Raw genomic sequence first — 19,615 nt, 5'->3', positions numbered from 1 at the left:
ATGCCGGCGCCTGCGTGATGCGGCTGACGTTGCGGCAGATCGTCGGCACGAGGATGCACTGGCCCTGCACGCAATACACGAGTCCCCTTTCCTGCATCTGATCGCTCCAGCCCGAGCGCGTCACGGTGCGGCACACCCTTCCCGGTCCGAAATGCATGTCGCTGATGCGCGCATTGTAATTGCCCTTGCCGCGGATGGCGTCGCGGCTGATCACGACGATCTCATCGTACTGGCGCGCGCGCATGCGCTCCTTCAGCTGTTCGCGCACCGGCGGCGCGATATCCGTATAGCGGTCCACGGCCGCCACCACGTCGCCCATGAACGGGTCGACGCCGGGACGGTTCCAGTTGCAATTGTCCAGCACGTCGGCGCGCGCGGCGGACTTGGCGTGGGCGGGCAGTGGCGCCAGGGACAACATGCAGGATAGGACTGCTGCGCCCAGCATGCAGGCGCCCGCGATCGATGGGCCGTGTTTCATTGGTAGTTTCCTCGTGAAAACAATGTCAAAATTGAACTTTTACGCGAGTTCGAATGTTATCACCGAAGAAACTTCAATATCAACTAATAAATAAAATTATTACAATTAATGTTGTATTTGTTTATATTTAATATCGAGAAATAATTATCATTTTTATCTTGTTTTTTAGCATGCAAGGCTGGGATGGATGGGCGCGCGATGGCGCAGACGCGCGGCTGCGCGCTGCGCAGGCCGTCAGGAAATACGGGGAAGGAGGGAGGCGGCGCCGGGCGGTGGCGCCGGCTTGCGGTGCTAGAAGCGGCCCGGGCAGGCTTGCCCGTCGAACGCGGGATAGCCGGCCGCCGGCAGCTTGCGCAGCCAGTCCAGCATCAGGGCGCGGGCGCCGGGTCCTTGTGGCGCGACGCCGCCCTGCAGTTCCCTGGCAATGGCATCCAGTTCACCGCAGATGGGCTGCTTGCCGGACTGGGCAGCCAGCAGGGAGGCCAGCAGTTCCGGCAGCACGGCAGCCGCTGGCGCCGTCTGGCGCGTGGCGTGGTAATGCTGCCAGTAGCGCCCGGCGCTGGCGGCGTCAAAGCTGGGCACAAAGCCGAAGGTGACGGCATCGCGGTGCAGGCGGTAGACGGTTGGAAAGTAATGGGGACCCGTGAGCTCGCCGGGAAACAGGTCGCGCCGCACGACGTCGATGGCCAGCGCGCCATCGCCTTCCACGCGCACGGGACTGGGAGCGTCGTACTGGTCGACGCTGGCCATGCCTGGTGTGTTGCCTTGCAGCAGGATGATCCTTTGCGTCTAGTGGCGCCCGCCCAGGTGGCCGCACAGGGCCACGAAACTGTCATTGAGGACGGTGATGGCGGGAATGGCGCCGCAGCCGGGCTGCAAGGGCGTGTTTTCCTGCCACACCAGCGCCTCGTCGCCGGCGCGGGTGATGCGGATGCGGCCCACGGCGGCGCCCTGCAGGTCGCCCCCCGGCCGCCTCGATGCGTTCATCGTAGCGTAGCGTATAGCCATTGCGGGTGACGTCGGCGGCATGTGCCGTCATGCTGGCAAGCAAGGCCAGCGCCAGCAGCGGCTGCCGCATCATGTCAGGCCGTGGAACAGCACGACATCGACGAGGTCGCCGGCGGCCACGTGGCCTTGCGCTTCGTGCAGCACGATCATGCAGTTCGCCTGTGTCATGGAACGCAGGATGCCCGAGCCTTGCGCGCCCGTCACGCGCACATGCTGGCGTCCGTCCGCGCCCCGTTCGACGATGCCGCGCTGGTATTCCGTGCGGCCCCGCTTCTTGCGGATCGGTGCCTGCGCCGCCACCTGCAGCAGCGGCAGGGCGGCCGTGTCCGCATCGGCGCCCATCAGGCGCAGCAGGGTCGGGCGGGCGAGGAAATAAAACGTCGCCATCACGGCCACGGGGTTGCCGGGCAAACCTAGCAGCAGGGCCGAATGCCCCTCGCTGGAAATGTTGCCGAAGGCCATGGGGCGGCCCGGGCGCATGTTGATTTGCCAGAAGGCCACGTCACCGAGGCGCGCCAGGATGTCGCGCGTAAAATCGGCCGCGCCGCTGGAGACGCCGCCCGAGGTGATGATGACGTCGGCTTGCGCGCAGGCGCCGCGCAGGGCCGCTTCCAGCGCTGGTGGATTGTCCTTGACGATGCCCATGTCCAGCACCTCGCAGCCGAGGCGGGTCAGCATGCCCAGCAAGGTGTAGCGGTTGCTGTCGTAGATGCAGCCGGCGGCCAGCGGCTCGCCGATCGAGCGCAATTCGTCGCCCGTGGAAAAGAAGGCCACGCGCAGGCGGCGCCGCACGGGCACGGTGGCGATGCCCAGCGAGGCCAGCAAGCCCAGCTCGGCCGGGCCCAGGCGCTTGCCCCGCAGCAGGGCGGGCTGGCCCTGCATCAAGTCCTCGCCCTTGAAGCGGCGGTTATCGCCGGGGCGGATGCAATCCGGCGCCACGGTAATGCCGGCGTCGCTGGCGTGCAGCACCAGTTCCTGCGGCACCACGCTGTCGCAGCCGTCCGGCATGACGGCGCCCGTCATGATGCGTGCGCATTGCCCGCGTCCAACTTTAACCGTGCCGGGACGCCCGGCCAGGATGGTGTCGACCACGGCCAGGGTCACGGGCGTGCCGCCGCCCAGGTCGGCGCCAAGGTCAGCTCCGTAAAGCGCATAGCCATCCATGGCGGAATTGTCGTGCGCGGGCACGCTGATGGGCGAGATGATGTCGGCCGCCAGGATGCGCTCGAGCGCCTGCGGCAACGGCAGTTCCTCGATGTCGGCGACGGGCGCGACGGCATCGGCCAGGATGGCCTGCGCCAGCGGCACGCTCAATCCCCGCGCCTGCAGGGCGGCCAGCTCGTCCGGCGTATTGATGTTGCCGAACGCGGCGCCATCGTCGAACAGCACTTCGGCCAGCTTCAGGGGACCGTGCCAGGTGCGCATGCGGCGTTCGCCGGCGGCCAGGTAGGCCTCCAGCTGGGGCAGGGCGGAGGTTTTCACCAGGCAAAAGACGGGATGGGGACGGCGCACGGCCGAGCCCGTCGCCGGGTCGCGTTCCTCGGTGACGGCGATGGCCAGGTCGGCATTCTGTTCGACGAGGCCGGCCGCCAGGCGCGCGGCCAGGTCGGGCGGCAGCAATGGTGAATCGCAGGGCACCGTCAGCAGGTAGGGCGTGCCGGCGTGCTGCATGCCGCTGTGCAGGCCGGCCAGGGGGCCGAGCTGGCCCGGCAGAACGTCTGGCCACACGGGCAGGCCGAAGCGGGCGTAGGCGGGCGCATGGGCATTCGCGCTGATGGCCAGCCGGCCCACTTGCGGCGCCAGGCGCTGCAGCACGTGGCGCACCAGGGGCTGGCCGTGCAGGGGCAGCATGCCCTTGTCGCCGTGGCCCATGCGCGTGCCGAGGCCGCCGGCCAGGACGAGGCCGGTAATGTCTTGTGGATTGATCATGTCAGGTAGAAATAATGGTGCATGCGCCATGGTAGCAGCGGCGGGCGGGCGCCGTGCCCGATTCAGCCGCCGATGTACGACATTTCCACTTTCTTTTTACCGCGCTCAAGCGTGCCGCCCGTCAAGTCCGTCTGGCTGGTGCGCAATGCCGAATAGCGGTCGCCGCGGCCGCGCCACAGCTGCGCCACCACGGTGGAAATTTCCAGGTCGCTATTGCCGCCGCGCAGCAGGCTGCGCAGGTCGTGGCCGCTGGTGGCGAACAAACAGGTGTACAGCTTGCCTTCCGTCGACAGGCGGGCACGGCTGCAGTCGCCGCAGAATGCTTGCGTGACGCTGGAAATGAGGCCGATTTCGCCCTGGCCATCCGCGTAGCGCCAGCGCGCCGCCGTCTCGCCCACATAGTTCGGGTCAATGGGCAGCAGGGGCATGTGGGCGGCGATGCGCCGCACGACGTCGGCCGAAGGGATGACTTCCTGCAAGTTCCAGCCGTTCGAGGCGCCCACGTCCATGTATTCGATGAAGCGCAGGATGTAGGGCGTGTCCTTGAAGTGGCGCGCCATGGGCACGATTTCCTGCTCGTTCATGCCGGCCTTGACGACCATGTTGATCTTGATGGGTCCCAGGCCCGCCGCGTGCGCCGCGTCGATGCCGTGCAATACGTCGGCCACGGCAAAATCGACGTCGTTCATGCGCTTGAAGGTGGCGTCGTCGAGCGAATCGAGCGACACGGTGACGCGGTTCAGCCCGGCCTCCTTCAAGGCTTGCGCCTTGCGCGCCAGCAAGGAACCGTTGGTCGTCAGGGTCAGGTCCAGCGGCTGGCCCGATGGCGTGCGCAGGGCGGCCAGCATGGCGATGAGCTTTTCGATATTCTTGCGCAGCAGCGGTTCGCCGCCTGTCAGGCGGATCTTTTCCACGCCGTGGGCGACGAACAGGCGCGCCACGCGCGTGATTTCCTCGAAGGACAGCAGATCCGTGTGCGGCAGGTAGACGTGGTTCTTGTCGAACACGTCTTTCGGCATGCAGTAGACGCAACGGAAATTGCAGCGGTCGGTAATCGAGATGCGCAGGTCGTGCAGGGGCCGGCCCAGGCGGTCGGCGACGCTGCCGCTGGGGCTTTCCAGCCGGTCGGGTATCGCCAGGGCCCCATTGCGGGCCTCGGCGAGGTAGATGATCTTGTCAGCCATAAAAGTGATGCCAGTTACTAGTTACGTTAGGTCGTTCAAGGCAGATACGATAGCACGAGGCCGAAGATGGCACAGGCGAGCAGCAATTTGATGGTGCCCGTTTGATACCGGATCAGCGCCACGCCGGCCGCCAGCGCGATGGCCATGGCCAGCCAGTCCCAGTGCGGCAGCGGGTTTGCCTGCCAGAAGACGTGGCGGCCAAAGAACAGGGCCAGGCTGGCGATGACGCCCACCACGGCGGCCGAAATGGCGTTCAGGGGGCCGCTCAGGCGCAAATTGCCCCGCGTCGCTTCCACCAGCGGCGCGCCGGCCAGGATGAAGATGAACGAGGGCAGGAAGGTGAACCACGCCGTCACCAGGGCGCCGCACACGCCCGCCAGCCACAGGTTGCTGCCCAGCACGGCCTGGCTCCAGCCGCCGACAAAGCCGATGAAGGCGACGATCATGATCAGGGGGCCGGGCGTCGTCTCGCCCAGGGCCAGGCCATCCATCATCTGCGTGCTCGTCAGCCAGTGGTACTGGTCGACGGCGCCCTGCACCAGGTAGGGCAGCACGGCATACGCGCCGCCGAACGTCAGCAGGGCCGCCTTGCTGAAGAACACGCCCATTTGCGCCAGCGGCTGGTCTGCCCCGCCTGCCAGCGCCAGGGCCAGCCAGGCGAGCAAGGCCAGGGCCAGGCCCGTGGCGGCCGTGGCCAGCAGGCGCGTCCATTTGAACTGCGCGTGGGCCGGCGTGGGCGTGTCGTCATCGATCAGGGCGGGCGCGTGCCGGGCGGCGGCGCCGTGTGGCGTGCCGGCGGCCTGGAAGTGGCGGGGCAGCCAGTGGCCGCCCGCCATGCCGAGTACGGCGGCGCCGAGCACGATGAGCGGGAATGGCAGACGTAGCGCGGCGATGGCGACAAATGCGGCCACCGCGATGGCGATCAGGCCGGCACTACGCAAGGTGCGCCTGCCCAGCCGCCAGGCGGCCGCCACCACGATGGCGACGACGGCCGGCTTGATGCCATAGAGCACGGCGGCGATGGCGGCCACGTGGCCGTAGGCCATGTACAGCCAGGACAGGGCAATCAGCAGCAGCAGCGAGGGCAGCAGGAACAGCAGCCCCGCCACGATGCCGCCGCGCGTGCGGTGCAGCAGCCAGCCGATGTAGATGGCCAGCTGGGTCGCTTCCGGCCCCGGCAGCAGCATGCAGTAGTTCAAGGCATGCAGGAAGCGCTGCTCGGAGATCCAGCGCCGCCTTTCCACCAGTTCTGCATGCATCATGGCGATCTGTCCGGCCGGTCCGCCGAAGCTGACGCAGCCCAGCTTGAGCCAGTACCAGAAGGCGCTGCGCAGGCTGACGGGGGCAGGGCGGGGAAGGTTGGTGTTCTCGTGCATGGCGGCGGGCTGGCAAAAGGTGGGGACGTAAAAAAGGGGAAGCCTGAGCTTCCCCTTTCATCATGGACGGCTGGGCGAACCCGGCGCGCTTATGGACGCTGCGTGTTGACCTGGATCAACGGCTCGTCCGATGGCGGCGGCAATGGCTTGCGTTCGCGCGGCTTGCGGACCGGGGCGACAGCCTTGGCGGCAGCTTCCTGCGCCAGGCGCAGTTTTTCCGGATCGGTGGCGGCCAGGGTCAGGCCGGCCGAACCGAGCACCGCGTTCAAGTCCAGCGGCGCGGCCACGGGAGCCGGTGCAGGCGCCGTCACCGGTGCAGGAGCAGCCACGGGGGCGGCTTCGGCAACGGCCGGGGCGGCTGCGGCCGGCGCTGGCGCTGCTTCCACGACGGCAGGCGCCGCTTCAGCCGCCGGTGCGGCCACTGGCGCTGCGTCTTCGATCACGGCGATGGCTTCGACCAGCGGCGCCGCTTCCACCACCGGGGCGGCTTCCACGATGGCGACCGGCACGGCTTCGACGATGATTTCCGCTGGCGCAGCAGCGGGAGCCGGTGCAGGAGCAAGGGCTTCCGGCGCGGCTTTCTCCGCAAAGCTGTACTCGGCGGCTGGTGCCGGCTCGGCAGCGGCTGGTTCAGCTTGCGCTGCAGCAACGACTGCTTCGGCCGGGGCTTCCGGTACGACCACTTCGGCGGCCGGTGCGGCAACTGCTTCCACCTTGGCGATGTCTACCACCTTGGCCACTTCCACCACTTCGACCACTTCCACGACGGCCGCTGGTGCGGCGTCGGCGGCAGCTTCCACCGGCGCGGCGACGGCGACGACCGCGGCGGCTACTACGGCCACAGGCGCGGCAATGCCTTCGGCTTCCGGCGCCGGAGCGACCGTAAAGCTGATGACCGGCGCGTCCTGGCCTTCGTTCTCACCGTTTGCCGATTCGATCAGCTCGCCCGTTTCGCGGTCGCGGCGGTTGCGGTTACGGCCACCGCGGCGGCGGCGGCGGCGCGGTTCTTCGCCTTCGATGTCGTTTTCCGTCTCTTCGCCTTCAGGACCGGCATTCGCCGGCGCTTTCAGCAAGCTCGTTGGCGCGGCGTCGGCGGCAGGACCGCTGGACGGCACGACGACATTGACGGCGGTGGCGGTAGCGCCGACCAATGCCAGCTCTTCCGTTTTCACTTCAGCAACAACAGCCTTGTCGGCGCGTGGTTCGCGCGCTTCGCGTGGCTGGCGTGGCGGACGCTCGGCGCGCTCGGGACGTTCCGCGCGTTCAGGACGCTCGCCCCGTTCGCGTGGTGCTGCCGTGGCGTCGCCGGCTTCGCGCGCTTCACGCGGTTCGCGTGGCGGACGCGGCGGACGTGGCGGACGGGCCGCTTTTTCCAGTGCTTCCGCTTCTTTCGCGGCATCGTCCTGGGCTGGACGGCCCTGGCCAGGTTCGCGCTCTTCGCGGCCAGGCTTGCCGTTGCGGCCACGGCCACGGGGACCACGGCTGTTGCGGTCGCCACGGTCGGCAGTGCCGGCCGGCTTGACGGGCGCGACAGGCGCTGGCGCCGGTGCCACGGGGGCAGGGCCGCCCGTGAAGAAGCTGATGATCTTGGCGATCAGGCCTTGCGGCGCGGCGGGTACGGGCGCCGGGGCGGCCTTCACTTCCACGGGCTTGCGCTCGACCAGCGGTGCCGGCTGGTCAGGGGTGATCGTCTTGACGACGGCTTCCTGGCGCGGCTTGGCTTCTTCCTTCTGGCGCTTGCTGTAAGCCATGTCGGTTTCCGCGTGTTCGGCCAGGTTGTAGCTGGCCTGGCTGTCTTCCAGACGCGGATCGTCGTGCTTGATGCGTTCGAGCTTGTAGTGCGGCGTTTCCAGATGCTTGTTCGGGATCAGGATCACGGCGATGCGGTGGCGGTTCTCGATCTTGAGCACTTCGCCGCGCTTTTCGTTGAGCAGGAAGGCGCCCACGTCCACGGGCACCTGCACGTGGATGGTGGCCGAGTTTTCCTTCATCGCCTCTTCCTGGATGATGCGCAGCACCTGCAGGGCGGACGATTCCGTATCGCGGATGTGGCCCGTGCCGGAGCAGCGCGGGCAGGTCACGTGCGAGCCTTCGGACAGCGAAGGGCGCAGGCGCTGGCGCGACAGTTCCATCAGGCCGAAGCGGGAAATCTTGCCCATTTGTACACGGGCACGGTCATGGTGCAGCGCATCCTTGAGGCGCTGTTCCACTTCGCGCTGGTTCTTCGCCACTTCCATGTCGATGAAGTCGATGACGATCAGGCCGCCCAAGTCGCGCAGGCGCAGCTGGCGGGCCACTTCTTCGGCCGCTTCGCAGTTGGTGTTGAAGGCGGTCGTCTCGATGTCCGAGCCGCGCGTGGCGCGGGCCGAGTTGACGTCGACGGAGACCAGGGCTTCCGTGTGGTCGATGACGATGGCGCCGCCCGATGGCAGCGGCACGGTGCGGCTGTAGGCCGTTTCAATCTGATGTTCGATCTGGAAGCGCGAGAACAGCGGCACGTCGTCGCTGTAGCGTTTCACGCGGTGCACCATGTCGGGCATCACGTGGCTCATGAACTGGTGCGCCTGGTCGTAGATCTCGTCGGTGTCGATCAGGATTTCGCCGATGTCGGGCTGGAAGTAGTCGCGGATGGCGCGGATGACGAGCGACGATTCCTGGTAGATCAGGAAAGCGCCGTTGGCCGACTTGCCGGCGCCTTCGATGGCGCGCCACAGTTGCATCAGGTAATTCAAGTCCCACTGCAGTTCATCGACGTTGCGGCCGATGCCGGCGGTGCGGGCAATGACGGACATGCCAGCAGGCAAGTCCAGTTTATCCATGGTTTCGCGCAATTCCTGACGCTCTTCCCCTTCCACGCGGCGCGATACGCCACCGCCACGCGGGTTGTTCGGCATCAGGACCAGGTAGCGGCCGGCCAGCGAGACGAAGGAGGTCAGGGCGGCGCCCTTGTTGCCGCGCTCTTCCTTTTCCACCTGGACCATGATTTCCTGGCCTTCGCGCAGCGCTTCCTTGACGGAAGCGTTACGCACGTCCACGCCTTCGCGGAAATACGTGCGGGCAACTTCCTTGAAGGGCAGGAAGCCGTGGCGGTCTTCGCCATAGCTGACGAAGCACGCTTCGAGCGATGGCTCGATGCGCGTGATCACGCCCTTGTAGATGTTGGATTTGCGCTGTTCGCGCCCGGCTGTCTCGATATCGATGTCGATCAGTTTTTGTCCGTCGACAATCGCTACGCGCAGTTCTTCTTGCTGCGTGGCATTAAACAACATGCGTTTCATTTTTATAACTCCGCGACCCGTAGGCCATCTCAAAGCCGCTTCCGGGGAAGCGGCGAAGTACAGGGATATATGCGAGAACGGGAGTGCTGGCGGGGGAAATGCCTTAGCGTGCGGAGCAACAACGCGTACGAGGTATACGTTACGGCCGCAACAGGCGCGGTGAGGTCGATCGTCATGCCGAGTGCACAGGACACTTGCAACTCATCTGAAACAGCCCGAATGGGAATGAACTGCATCGGGGGCAGAGAATGCAAGTGGTCAGCAAATTCAGAGCCAAATCGTAAGCCGGCTTATTACAGGGATCGCGATGGCGAGGCTTGGCCTCAGCCTATTCATCGACAACCCTCAGTATTGTGGCCGCATACGGGGTTTGGCGAAAACGGCAAGCGTTATCAACTTCATCAACCCGCGAGCCCGACTCGATAAGTCGCGCTAACGGGTACTTATCCTTATAATCCAATACACTCACTTCAGCATCTCCACGCGTTATCCGATTACAACTACGGTGCAACCTTGATTCGCGCAGGGATGGTGCATATACATTTTTTTCCACCGAATTTGCAATTTGGCGAGGCCGGTGGAGACGCCCCTGTGTAAAATGTGCTTTTATTCTTACACTCGCAGCAGCCAGGGCCGCAGCAAAAACAATTATATATTCAAAATGAAGGACTTAGAGAGATTTCTGGGAAGACATAGTAAATGAAGAGTCAAAATGATGTTGTTCCCCCTTCAACACCCCCGGTTCAGCCGCAAGCCCAATTCGTAACGATCGCCGAAGAAGAAGCAGGCCAGCGCATCGACAACTACTTATTAAGAGTGTGCAAGGGAGTGCCTAAAAGCCACATCTACCGGATCTTGCGATCGGGAGAAGTGCGGGTTAATAAAGGCCGTATCGATCAGCTGTACCGTCTCGCCGCCGGCGACGTGGTGCGCATTCCACCCGTGCGCGTGGCCGAAAAGGCCGCCACGGGCGCGCCGGCGGCCGAATTCAAGATCATCTTCGAAGACGCGCAGCTGCTCGTCATCGACAAGCCGGCCGGCGTGGCCGTGCATGGCGGCTCGGGCGTGTCGTTCGGCGTGATCGAGCAATTGCGCGCCTCGCGCCCCGACGCCAAGTTCCTGGAACTGGTGCACCGTCTGGACCGCGACACGTCCGGCCTGTTGTTGCTTGCAAAGAAACGTTCTGCCTTGACGAATCTGCACGAGCAGATGCGCGACGGCGTCACGGACAAGCGCTACCTGGTGCTGGTGGCCGGCGACTGGAAGAATGCGCGCCAGCATATCAAGTTGCCATTGCACAAATATACGACGGCCGAAGGCGAGCGCCGGGTGGCCGTGCAGGCCGATGGCCTGGCCTCGCACACGGTGTTTTCACTGTTGCATAAATATCACAACTTCGCCTTGCTGGAAGCGGAATTGAAGACGGGACGCACGCACCAGATCCGCGTGCATCTGTCCTCGTCCGGTTTCCCCATCGCCGGCGACGATAAATATGGCGACTTTGCCCTCAACCGTGCCCTGCTGAAAGCGGACAGCACGCGCGGCGCCCTCAAGCGCATGTTCCTGCATGCGCACCAGATCACGTTTACGCATCCGGAAACGGGCAAGACGATGACTTTGAATGCGCCGCTGGCTGCCGAATGCGAGCGTTTCTTGGTAAGCTTGGGCAAACCATTGGCCGTTGCCGCACGCTAAATAGTCACCGTGCGCGCGACACTACCCACAAGGTAGTCAGTCGCCATCATTCATTCTCAAGGAGCCGGCGGCTATGCCGTCGGGAAACATGGCAAGAAAGCAATTTGATCTGATCGTCTTCGATTGGGACGGTACCCTGATAGACAGTACCTCGACCATCGTCAAGTGCATCCAGGCGTCAGCCAAAGACCTGGGCTTGCCAATTCCCACCGAGTTGCTGGCCTCGCACGTGATCGGCCTGGGCTTGCAGGAAGCCATGCAACTGGTGATGCCCGACGTGGAGCCGAAATACCATGCGCGCATGGCCGAACGCTACCGCTATCACTATCTGTCGCGCGACCATGAGCTGGCCCTGTTTCCCGGCGTCTACGAGATGCTGCAGGAACTGTCGCAGCAGGCGTACTTCCTGGCGGTGGCCACGGGCAAGAGCCGTGTCGGCCTCAATCGTTCATTGAACGCCGTCAAGCTGCTGTCCCTGTTCGATGCGACGCGTTGCGCCGATGAAACCTTTTCCAAGCCCCATCCGGCCATGCTGCAGGAGCTGACGCGCGAACTGGGGCAGGATATGCGCCGTACCGTGATGATCGGCGACACCAGCCATGATTTGTTGATGGCAAGCAATGCCGGCGCGGCAGGTATTGCCGTAGAGTATGGGGCGCATCCCGTGGAGCAGCTGCAGGCTTGCAACCCGCTGTATTCGGCCGCCACGGTGGCCGACCTGCATCAATGGCTGAGCGAGCACGCATGATGAACGATGTTGTCGATGTCTTCATTTGTGCCGCCGATGCCGTGGCCGACGGCGGCAAGGGTGTGCGCTTTCCCGTCCTGGCCGGCGGTGAAACCACCACGGGATTTGTCGTGCGCCATGGCGGCAAGGCCTACGGCTATTTGAACCGCTGCGCCCACGTACCCATCGAACTCGATTGGGCCGAGGGCGAGTTTTTCGAGTCCAGCGGCCTGTACCTGATGTGTTCCACGCATGGCGCCATCTACGTGCCCGAGAGCGGCTATTGCGCGGGCGGTCCCTGCAAGGGCGGCCGGCTGCGTCCGATTCCCGTGGACGAGCGCGATGGCCAGCTGTACTGGCAGCCCGATGACTATGTCAGGCCCGTGCCGGCCTGATCCCCGGTGCGGTCTTGTTGTAATTTAAGCAAAGTGAACTATGAGCGATAACACGAATGACAAGGTGGACGGCGGCGTAGCCGGCAGCGGCGGCGCGCCCGCCGGCAACTGGGAACGCGACGTGCTGGAAAAGCTGGTATTTGCCACCTTGCAGGAACAGCGCGCGCACCGCCGCTGGAGCGTCTTCTTCAAGGTCTTCAGCCTGCTGATCGTGCTGTTCGCCCTGTGGGTGTTCTATGACTACAACTCGGCCGACGACAGCGAGACCCTGGGCCGCCACACGGCCCTGATCGACATCAGCGGCAGCATCGAGTCCGAAGGCAGCGGCTCGGCCGCCGTCGTCATCCCCGCGCTGGACAAGGCGTTTTCCGATGCCGGTTCCGTGGCCGTGGTGCTGCATATTAATAGCCCTGGCGGCAGTCCCGTGCAGGCGGGCATGATCGTCGACGAAATGCAGCGCCTGCGCAAGGGCTATCCGGACAAGCCTTTATATGTGGTGGTCGATGAAATGTGCGCCTCGGGTGGCTATTACATCGCCGCCGCCGCCGACCGCATCTACGTCAACAAGGCCAGCGTCGTCGGCTCCATCGGCGTGCTGATGGATGGCTTCGGCTTTACGGGCGTGATGGAAAAGGTGGGCGTCGAGCGCCGCCTGCTGACGGCGGGCGAGAACAAGGGCTTCATGGACCCGTTCAGCCCCCTCACGGAAAAGCACAAGGCATATGCGCAGGGCATGCTCAATGAAATCCACCAGCAGTTCATCGAGGTGGTGCGCGCGGGACGGGGCAAGCGCCTGAAGGAAACGCCGGACACCTTCTCCGGCCTGTACTGGACGGGGGCAAAAGCCGTGGAAATGGGCCTGGCCGACGACTTCGGCACGGTCGACAGCGTGGCGCGCGACGTCGTCAAGGCGGAAGACATCGTCGACTATACGCAGCACGAAGGATTGCCGGAGCGGGTGCTGAAGAAATTCGGCGCGGCCATGGGCGCCGGCGCCATGAAGGCGGCCGTGCAGCAGTCACAACCGGCGTTGCGCTGAAGCTATTTCTCGTAATAACTTGGCAAGCCAATCGAGAATGATTTTCAATAAGGTGGGGATTTGCCTTGAAAATCGACCCCCTTGGGCTATAGTGAAAGCGTAGTTCTTTTCAAGGAGGGGCGATATATCTACTATGTTGTCAGTACTAACTTGATTGGCAGGTCCTGGAACTACTCGCCGCATCGCAGATGTGGTTTTGAGTGAATTTACATTCCTCACTGAAGTCCCGTTGGGGCTTGGGAACGGCGGCGCAATGCCGCCGTTCCCTTTTGCGCGCCGTGTTGGCGCGGGGGACGTGGGGCGGCGTGGCGCGGGCCGGCCGGCATTGGTGGACAGGCATGCAAGGGCAGGGCATGGTGGCCGGGTGTGGCGCCTCAGGCGGCGCAGTCGTTGCAGTGCGCAGGCAGGATCGGGGTGGCGGATGGCCTAGCCTGCGCAGTTGCCCCCTTTGCGGCGGGCGCGGCGGGAGCCAGCGGTGCCGCCTGTTCCAGCGGCTCTTCCTCCATCAGGGCAAAGCCGCCCTGTTCCAGCCAGCACATGAAATGGCATTGGGCTTCGGCATGCCAGCGCACCTGGCTTGCGGGGGAGGGGGCATCGCCCGGCAGCAGCCCATCCCCGTCCTGCGGGGGGAGGGCGCCGCGCCAGCGCGCCATGCCGAGTTGAACTTTATGCATGGCGCTCTGTTCGGCGGCGATGCGGCTGCGCATGTCGGCGATGCTGCCCTGTAAGGCAATGGTGTCGATGTGCTTCATACAATGTCCTTGTGAGTCGTTGCCTGGTTATTATTCCTAAAGCTCGTTAGGTGGATTCCTAACGAAGTTTCAGTCTATCAATGCGATATTCCGAGCGCTTGATATATCTCAAAGGAATCAGCCATTTGTCGCCAAATCTCACCTTGTTCTTTTTGGTATTTCTGCCTGCGCCATGGTTTCGCGGGGCGCACACCGTCGCGCAGGGCGCGCGGGCCGCCGCTTCACGCTGCCGGCCGCTTCTGGTAAAGTCACGCCCATGAGTAAATTATCCCTAGACCGCATCCTGCAATCGCAGGGTTTTGGCACCCGTAAATATTGCCGTTCCCTTATCGACGATGGCGATGTCGTCATCGATGGCGTTACCCAGACCAATTACCGCACCACCGTCGAGACCGACGGCCTGGTACTGCACGTGTTCGAGGAAGAGTGGGTGTACCGCCAGCACCTGTACCTGGCGCTGTACAAGCCCGCCAACTTCGAATGCTCGCGCAAGCCCAGCCATCATCCGGGCGTGCTGACCCTGCTGCCGGAACAGTTCACCTGGCGCGAAGTCCAGCCCGTCGGCCGGCTCGACCACGACACGACCGGCATGCTGCTGATGTCCGACGATGGTCCGTTTATCCATGCGCAATCGTCGCCGAAGCGCCACGTTCCGAAGATTTACCAGGCCACTACGCAAGAGCCCGTGACCGATGAACTGGTCGCATTGCTGCTGGCCGGCGTGCAATTGCACGACGAACCGGCCCCGCTGGCCGCCCTCGTCTGCGTCAAGCGCGGCGAGCACCAGCTGGAAATCGTGCTGGAACAGGGCAAATACCACCAGGTCAAGCGCATGCTGGCCGCCGCCGGCAACCATTGCAGCGCGCTGCACCGTTCCGCCATCGGCAGCCTGACCCTGGAGTCGCTGGGCATCGCCGAAGGCGAGTGGTGCTACCTCACGCCGGAGCAGATCGCACTGCTGGCCTGACCCTCTCGCTGACCGCCAAAGCCGGGGATTTCCCGGCTTTTTGGCGTCTTTGGCTCCCTATTGCCTGCATTTGACGAAGTTTCCCCGACATGAAATTAGCTACACTGAAGGATGGCACGCGCGATGGCCAGCTGGCTGTCGTCTCGCGCGACCTGAAAACGGCGCACCTGGCCGACGGCATCGCCCCGACCCTGCAAAGGGCGCTCGACGACTGGAGTTTCATCGCGCCCCAGCTCGATTTGCTGTACCAGACCATCAATAGCGGCCGCGGCCACCGCGCCTTCGACTTCGACCCCGCCAACTGCATGGCACCCTTGCCGCGCAGCAGCCTGCGCGTGGCTGGCGTCTCCTACCTGCAGCAGGTCGAACGGGCCTGCAAGGCGGCGGGAACGGCGGTGCCCGCCAATCTGCGCGAATCGCCGCGCCTGTACCAGGGTGCCAGCGACGACTTCCTCGGCGCCCACGACGACATTGCCCTCGCATATGAGCAGTGGGGCATCGACTACGAGGCGGGCATCGCCGCCATCACGGACGACGTGGCCATGGGGGCCACGCCGGACCAGGCGCACCTGAACATCAAGCTGTTGATGCTGGTCAACGACATCACCCTGCGCAACTTGGCGCCCGACGAGCAGGCCGGCGGCTACGGCTTTTTGCAGGCCAAGCCGGCCATGGCGTGCTCGCCTGTCGCCATCACGCCCGACGAACTGGGCGACGCCTGGCGCGGCGGCAAGGTGCATTACGCCGTGCGCTGCAGCCTGAACGGCAAATTGACGGGCCAGCCCCACGCGGGCGCCGACATGGCCTTCAATTACCCGCAGCTGCTGGCCCACCTGTGCCAGACGCGCAAGGCGGGCGCCGGCGCCGTGGTGAGCGCGGGCGGCATCGCCAACAAGGAAATCAAGAAGGGTTTTTCCAGTATCGTTGAGCGACGTAACCAGGAGATGATCGCCGATGGCGTCGCCAGCACACCGTACCTGCTGTTTGGCGATGTCGTCCGCCTGGAGATGCTGGGCGATGACGGCAAGTCGCTGTTTGGCGCCATCGAGCAGGTGGTAAAACAGGCCGAAGCGCGCAAGTCCCGCTAAGGTTTCTGGAGAGCAAAGGAAAAGCAGGGGATTCGCCCCCCTTTTCCCTTGATGGCGTTGTGCTGATTGAACCGATAATGCTCCATGCCCAGTCCGTATTGCGCCTAGCCAGGCCGCAGGACTTCACCGGAGTTGATTGATGTCGGAAGACAGCGACGCAGAAAAGACCGAAGCCGCGTCACCGAAGCGCCTCGAGCAGGCGCGTGAGGAAGGCGACGTTCCGCGATCGCGTGAAGTGGCGACGTTCACGGTGCTGATGGCGTCCGGCTGCTGCCTGTGGTTTGCCGGCGATGCCATCGTGCGCCGGCTGACGGCCGTCATGGTCTCCGGGCTGACCCTGGACCGCGAGCAGATACTCAATCCCGATGCGATGATGCTGCGCATCGGCTACGACGTGGGTTCCGTCCTGCTGACCTGCCTGCCGTACGCGCTGGCCATCATGCTCGTTGCCCTGGCCTCGCCCGTGCTGGTGGGCGGCTGGCTGTTCAGTGCCAAGGCGTTCACCCCCAATTTTGGCAAGCTCAACCCGATTCGCGGCCTGGGCAATATGTTTTCGAAGAATGCGCTGGTGGAGTTGCTGAAGGCCATCGCCAAGACCCTCGTCGTCGGCATCGTGGCGTGGATGGTGATGCAGCACCAGAAGGACGCCGTGCTGGGCCTGTCCGTGGAATCCTTGCGCGCCGGTTCCGCGCACCTGATCAGCCTGCTGATCACGGCCTTTTTGCTGATCGTCGGCGCGCTGGGCTTCATCGCCGCCATCGACGGCCCCTACCAGATGTGGCATTACGCCAACAAGATGAAAATGACCTTGCAGGAAGTCAAGCAGGAATCGAAGGAGTCGGACGGCAATCCGCAGATCAAGGCGAAGATCCGCCAGATGCAGCATGAGATGTCGCGCCGCCGCATGATGGCCGACGTGCCCACGGCCGACGTGGTGGTGACCAACCCGACGCACTATGCGGTGGCGCTGAAATACGGCGAGAATTCGCGCGGCGCGCCGCAGGTGGTGGCCAAGGGCGTCGACGAGGTGGCGGCGAAGATCCGCGAACTGGCGGGCGAGCACAAGGTCGCCATCCTGGAAGCGCCGGCCCTGGCCCGCGCCCTGTACAAGCACACGGACATCGGCGACGAGATTCCCGAAGCCCTGTACGGCGCCGTGGCCGAAGTGCTGGCCTATGTGTTCCAGCTGCGCAGCTACGGCAAGGGCCAGGGCCAGCGTCCGGACAAGCCGAAGGCGCTGGCAGTGCCGCCCGAGCTCGATCCGCTCAACCCCGCATCGCAGACACCACCGGCAGCAGACGCCGCAGACAAGAATAAGGGAAGTACACCATGAACGGCCTGAGAATGCCAGCCTGGCTCAGCGGAATGGGCAACAACGCCAGCAAGGGCATCGCCGCGCCGGTCATCATCATCATGCTGCTGGCGATGATGGTGCTGCCGCTGCCGGCCTTCATCCTCGACATCTTCTTCAGCTTCAATATCGCGCTGTCCATCATCGTGCTGCTGACGGCGCTGTACACGGTCAAGCCGCTCGATTTCATGGCGTTTCCGACCATTTTGCTCGTCTCGACCATGCTGCGCCTGTCGCTGAACGTGGCGTCCACGCGCGTGGTGCTGACGGAAGGCCATACGGGCGCCGACGCGGCCGGTAAAGTGATCGAGGCCTTCGGCCACTTCTTGATTGGCGGCAACTACACGGTCGGTATCGTCGTGTTCATCATTTTGACCATCATCAACTTCACGGTGGTCACCAAGGGTGCGGGCCGTATCGCCGAGGTGGGCGCCCGCTTCGCGCTGGACGCCATGCCCGGCAAGCAGATGGCCATCGATGCCGACCTGAACGCGGGCCTGATCGGCGAAGACGAAGCGCGCCGCCGCCGCACGGAAGTGGCGCAGGAAGCGGAATTCTATGGCGCCATGGACGGTGCCAGCAAATACGTGCGCGGCGATGCCATCGCCGGCATCATGGTCACCGTCATCAACATCGTCGGCGGCCTGCTGGTGGGCCTGCTGCAGCATGACATGGGCTTTGCCGATGCACTGAAGAACTACACCCTGCTGGCCATCGGTGACGGCCTGGTGGCGCAGATTCCTTCGCTGATCATTTCCACGGCGGCCGGTATCGTCGTCTCGCGCGTGGCCAGCGAACAGGACATCGGCACCCAGCTGGTGGGGCAATTGTTTGCGAAACCGCAAGTGCTGTACATTACCGCCGGCATCATCGGCGGCATGGGCCTGATTCCCGGCATGCCGAACATGGTCTTCATCCTGCTGGCGTCCCTGCTGGCCGGGGCTGCCTACCTGATCAGCAAGAAGCGGGCGCAGGCGAAGGAGGCGGCCGAGAAGCCGGCCGAGGTGCCGCAAGCGACCGTGGCGCCCGAGCAGGAAGAGGCCAGCTGGCAGGACATCATGCCCGTCGATACCCTGGGCCTGGAAGTGGGCTACCGCCTGATTCCCCTCGTCGACAAGACGCAGGGCGGCGAATTGCTCAAGCGCATCAAGGGCATCCGCAAGAAGTTCGCCCAGGAAGTGGGCTTCCTGGCGCCGCCCGTGCACATCCGCGACAACCTGGAATTGAAGCCGTCCGCCTACCGTATCACCCTCAAGGGCGTGGAAGTGGGGACGGGCGAGGCCTTCAACGGCCAGTTCCTGGCGATTAATCCCGGCATGGCCAGCGGCACCTTGCCCGGCCTGGCCACGAGCGACCCCGCCTTCGGCCTGCCGGCCACGTGGATCGAGGCGAACCTGCGCGACCAGGCGCAGTCGATGGGCTACACGGTGGTCGACGCGGGCACGGTGGTGGCCACCCACCTGAACCACCTGATCACCTCGCACGCGTCCGAGCTGCTGGGCCGCGCGGAAGTACAATCCTTGCTGGACCACCTGGGCAAGGAATCGCCGCGCCTGGTGGAAGACCTGGTGCCGAAGATGCTGTCGCTGTCGACCCTGCAGAAGGTGCTGCAGAACCTGCTGTCCGAAGGCGTGCACATCCGCGACATGCGCACCATCATCGAAACCCTGGCCGAGCACACGGTGCACACGCAGGACCCGAACGACCTGACGGCGCTGGTGCGCGTGGCCCTGGGCCGCGCCATCGTGCAGCAACTGTTCCCCGGCGCGGCGGAACTGTCCGTGATGACCCTGGACAGCCGCCTGGAACGCCTGCTGATGCAAGCCATGGGCAATGGCGGCGATGGCGCCGGCATCGAGCCGGGCCTGGCCGACACCATCGCGCACCAGGCGGGACTGGCGGCGCAGCAGCAGGAAGCGCTGGGCCTGACGCCCGTGCTGCTGGTGCCGGCGCCGCTGCGCGCCCTGCTGTCGCGCTTCCTGCGCCGCGCCTTGCCGCAGCTGAAAGTGCTGTCGCATGCGGAAGTGCCGGAAACCAAGACGATACGGGTGACGAGCCTGGTAGGCGCGCAATAAGGCAAACCCAAATGAAAGGCCGGGGTCGAACCCTCAGGGGTCGATCCCAGTTGTCGCCTTGGGGTGTCGAAGCGGGTATGTCGACCGCCTGCCGACAGCGCCCGCCTGCCGTTTTTGCTTATTTTTTCATCAATTTCTTCGCGGCAAACTGAATAACGGGGACTTTCCCGTCCTGTTCCTTCGATCATTTCCTCCAAGCATCGCTAATAATGGAAACTGTCCGGGTGATCTGTGTCCATGTGGAAGACAGCACCCAAGCAACAGGAGTCGATG

The 19,615-nt window shown here is 64.4% G+C and carries 16 protein-coding genes; 8 read left to right on the top strand and 8 right to left on the bottom strand.

Annotated features, from left to right (window positions below):
- The 7 genes from AC07VL_RS16725 to AC07VL_RS16695 form a co-directional block, all read right to left on the bottom strand.
- Window positions 1-478: MHFG family PEP-CTERM protein (locus tag AC07VL_RS16725; protein WP_494806837.1), on the bottom strand; the 478-nt coding region annotated here is incomplete at its 3' end.
- A gap of 291 nt (window positions 479-769) precedes the next feature.
- Window positions 770-1,228 (bottom strand): hypothetical protein, encoded by a 459-nt coding sequence (locus AC07VL_RS16720; RefSeq protein ID WP_494806836.1) that lies wholly within the window; start codon window positions 1,226-1,228, stop codon window positions 770-772.
- Window positions 1,229-1,267: 39 nt separating this feature from the next.
- On the bottom strand, window positions 1,268-1,465 hold the full coding sequence (locus tag AC07VL_RS16715; protein ID WP_494806835.1) for a hypothetical protein: 198 nt from the start codon (window positions 1,463-1,465) through the stop codon (window positions 1,268-1,270).
- A 90-nt stretch (window positions 1,466-1,555) separates the two neighbouring features.
- A complete protein-coding gene (gene moeA / locus AC07VL_RS16710) occupies window positions 1,556-3,415 on the bottom strand; it encodes a molybdopterin molybdotransferase MoeA (RefSeq protein ID WP_494806834.1) in 1,860 nt (619 codons plus the stop codon).
- Between the two features lie 62 nt (window positions 3,416-3,477).
- Window positions 3,478-4,599: a GTP 3',8-cyclase MoaA gene (gene moaA, locus AC07VL_RS16705; RefSeq protein ID WP_494806833.1), complete on the bottom strand. Its 1,122-nt coding sequence runs from the start codon at window positions 4,597-4,599 to the stop codon at window positions 3,478-3,480.
- 35 nt (window positions 4,600-4,634) lie between these two features.
- Window positions 4,635-5,975, bottom strand: a complete 1,341-nt coding sequence (chrA, locus tag AC07VL_RS16700) for a chromate efflux transporter (RefSeq protein WP_494806832.1) — start codon at window positions 5,973-5,975, stop codon at window positions 4,635-4,637.
- Window positions 5,976-6,064: 89 nt separating this feature from the next.
- Entirely contained in the window at window positions 6,065-9,253 is a 3,189-nt protein-coding gene (locus tag AC07VL_RS16695; RefSeq protein ID WP_494806831.1) for an Rne/Rng family ribonuclease, read from the bottom strand.
- 699 nt (window positions 9,254-9,952) lie between these two features.
- Between AC07VL_RS16695 and AC07VL_RS16690 the strand changes: the two genes are divergently transcribed.
- From AC07VL_RS16690 to AC07VL_RS16675, 4 genes are all read left to right on the top strand, one after another.
- A complete protein-coding gene (locus tag AC07VL_RS16690; RefSeq protein WP_077407877.1) occupies window positions 9,953-10,948 on the top strand; it encodes an RluA family pseudouridine synthase in 996 nt (331 codons plus the stop codon).
- Between the two features lie 88 nt (window positions 10,949-11,036).
- On the top strand, window positions 11,037-11,696 hold the full coding sequence (locus AC07VL_RS16685) for an HAD-IIIA family hydrolase (RefSeq protein ID WP_494806830.1): 660 nt from the start codon (window positions 11,037-11,039) through the stop codon (window positions 11,694-11,696).
- Window positions 11,693-12,070 (top strand): Rieske (2Fe-2S) protein, encoded by a 378-nt coding sequence (locus tag AC07VL_RS16680; protein ID WP_290604340.1) that lies wholly within the window; start codon window positions 11,693-11,695, stop codon window positions 12,068-12,070. Before AC07VL_RS16685 ends, AC07VL_RS16680 begins: the two co-directional genes overlap by 4 nt.
- Window positions 12,071-12,110: 40 nt before the next feature.
- Entirely contained in the window at window positions 12,111-13,109 is a 999-nt protein-coding gene (locus AC07VL_RS16675; protein ID WP_494806829.1) for a S49 family peptidase, read from the top strand.
- A 374-nt stretch (window positions 13,110-13,483) separates the two neighbouring features.
- Here the strand turns inward: AC07VL_RS16675 and AC07VL_RS16670 are convergent, their stop codons facing one another.
- Entirely contained in the window at window positions 13,484-13,861 is a 378-nt protein-coding gene (locus tag AC07VL_RS16670; RefSeq protein WP_494806828.1) for a hypothetical protein, read from the bottom strand.
- Window positions 13,862-14,117: 256 nt separating this feature from the next.
- Here AC07VL_RS16670 and AC07VL_RS16665 point away from each other — a divergent pair, with 256 nt between their 5' ends.
- The 4 genes from AC07VL_RS16665 (at window position 14,118) to flhA (ending at window position 19,342) form a co-directional block, all read left to right on the top strand.
- A complete protein-coding gene (locus AC07VL_RS16665) occupies window positions 14,118-14,828 on the top strand; it encodes a pseudouridine synthase (RefSeq protein ID WP_290604346.1) in 711 nt (236 codons plus the stop codon).
- An 89-nt stretch (window positions 14,829-14,917) separates the two neighbouring features.
- Window positions 14,918-15,916 carry a fumarylacetoacetate hydrolase family protein gene (locus tag AC07VL_RS16660; protein ID WP_494806827.1) on the top strand — a complete coding sequence of 333 codons (999 nt, stop codon included), beginning with the start codon at window positions 14,918-14,920 and terminating at the stop codon, window positions 15,914-15,916.
- 139 nt (window positions 15,917-16,055) lie between these two features.
- A complete protein-coding gene (flhB, locus tag AC07VL_RS16655) occupies window positions 16,056-17,249 on the top strand; it encodes a flagellar biosynthesis protein FlhB (protein ID WP_494806826.1) in 1,194 nt (397 codons plus the stop codon).
- Window positions 17,246-19,342, top strand: coding sequence for a flagellar biosynthesis protein FlhA (gene flhA, locus AC07VL_RS16650; protein WP_494806825.1), 2,097 nt, complete (start codon window positions 17,246-17,248; stop codon window positions 19,340-19,342). The genes flhB and flhA overlap by 4 nt, the downstream gene beginning before the upstream one ends.
- Window positions 19,343-19,615 lie beyond the last annotated feature (273 nt).

This window comes from Janthinobacterium sp. GW821-FHT03C08 (assembly GCF_059420905.1).
The sequence above is the reverse complement of the archived record's forward strand: the minus strand, read 5'-3'. Positions and strand labels throughout refer to the sequence as shown.

Coding starts and splice junctions, on each gene's coding strand:
- AC07VL_RS16675 (WP_494806829.1), top strand. CDS start 12,111: ATGAGCGATAACACGAATGACAAGGTGGACGGCGGCGTAGCCGGCAGC.
- AC07VL_RS16670 (WP_494806828.1), bottom strand. CDS start 13,861: ATGAAGCACATCGACACCATTGCCTTACAGGGCAGCATCGCCGACATG.
- AC07VL_RS16685 (WP_494806830.1), top strand. CDS start 11,037: ATGGCAAGAAAGCAATTTGATCTGATCGTCTTCGATTGGGACGGTACC.
- AC07VL_RS16680 (WP_290604340.1), top strand. CDS start 11,693: ATGATGAACGATGTTGTCGATGTCTTCATTTGTGCCGCCGATGCCGTG.
- AC07VL_RS16695 (WP_494806831.1), bottom strand. CDS start 9,253: ATGAAACGCATGTTGTTTAATGCCACGCAGCAAGAAGAACTGCGCGTA.
- flhA (WP_494806825.1), top strand. CDS start 17,246: ATGAACGGCCTGAGAATGCCAGCCTGGCTCAGCGGAATGGGCAACAAC.
- chrA (WP_494806832.1), bottom strand. CDS start 5,975: ATGCACGAGAACACCAACCTTCCCCGCCCTGCCCCCGTCAGCCTGCGC.
- moaA (WP_494806833.1), bottom strand. CDS start 4,599: ATGGCTGACAAGATCATCTACCTCGCCGAGGCCCGCAATGGGGCCCTG.
- AC07VL_RS16660 (WP_494806827.1), top strand. CDS start 14,918: ATGAAATTAGCTACACTGAAGGATGGCACGCGCGATGGCCAGCTGGCT.
- AC07VL_RS16720 (WP_494806836.1), bottom strand. CDS start 1,228: ATGGCCAGCGTCGACCAGTACGACGCTCCCAGTCCCGTGCGCGTGGAA.
- flhB (WP_494806826.1), top strand. CDS start 16,056: ATGTCGGAAGACAGCGACGCAGAAAAGACCGAAGCCGCGTCACCGAAG.
- AC07VL_RS16715 (WP_494806835.1), bottom strand. CDS start 1,465: ATGAACGCATCGAGGCGGCCGGGGGGCGACCTGCAGGGCGCCGCCGTG.
- AC07VL_RS16665 (WP_290604346.1), top strand. CDS start 14,118: ATGAGTAAATTATCCCTAGACCGCATCCTGCAATCGCAGGGTTTTGGC.
- moeA (WP_494806834.1), bottom strand. CDS start 3,415: ATGATCAATCCACAAGACATTACCGGCCTCGTCCTGGCCGGCGGCCTC.
- AC07VL_RS16690 (WP_077407877.1), top strand. CDS start 9,953: ATGAAGAGTCAAAATGATGTTGTTCCCCCTTCAACACCCCCGGTTCAG.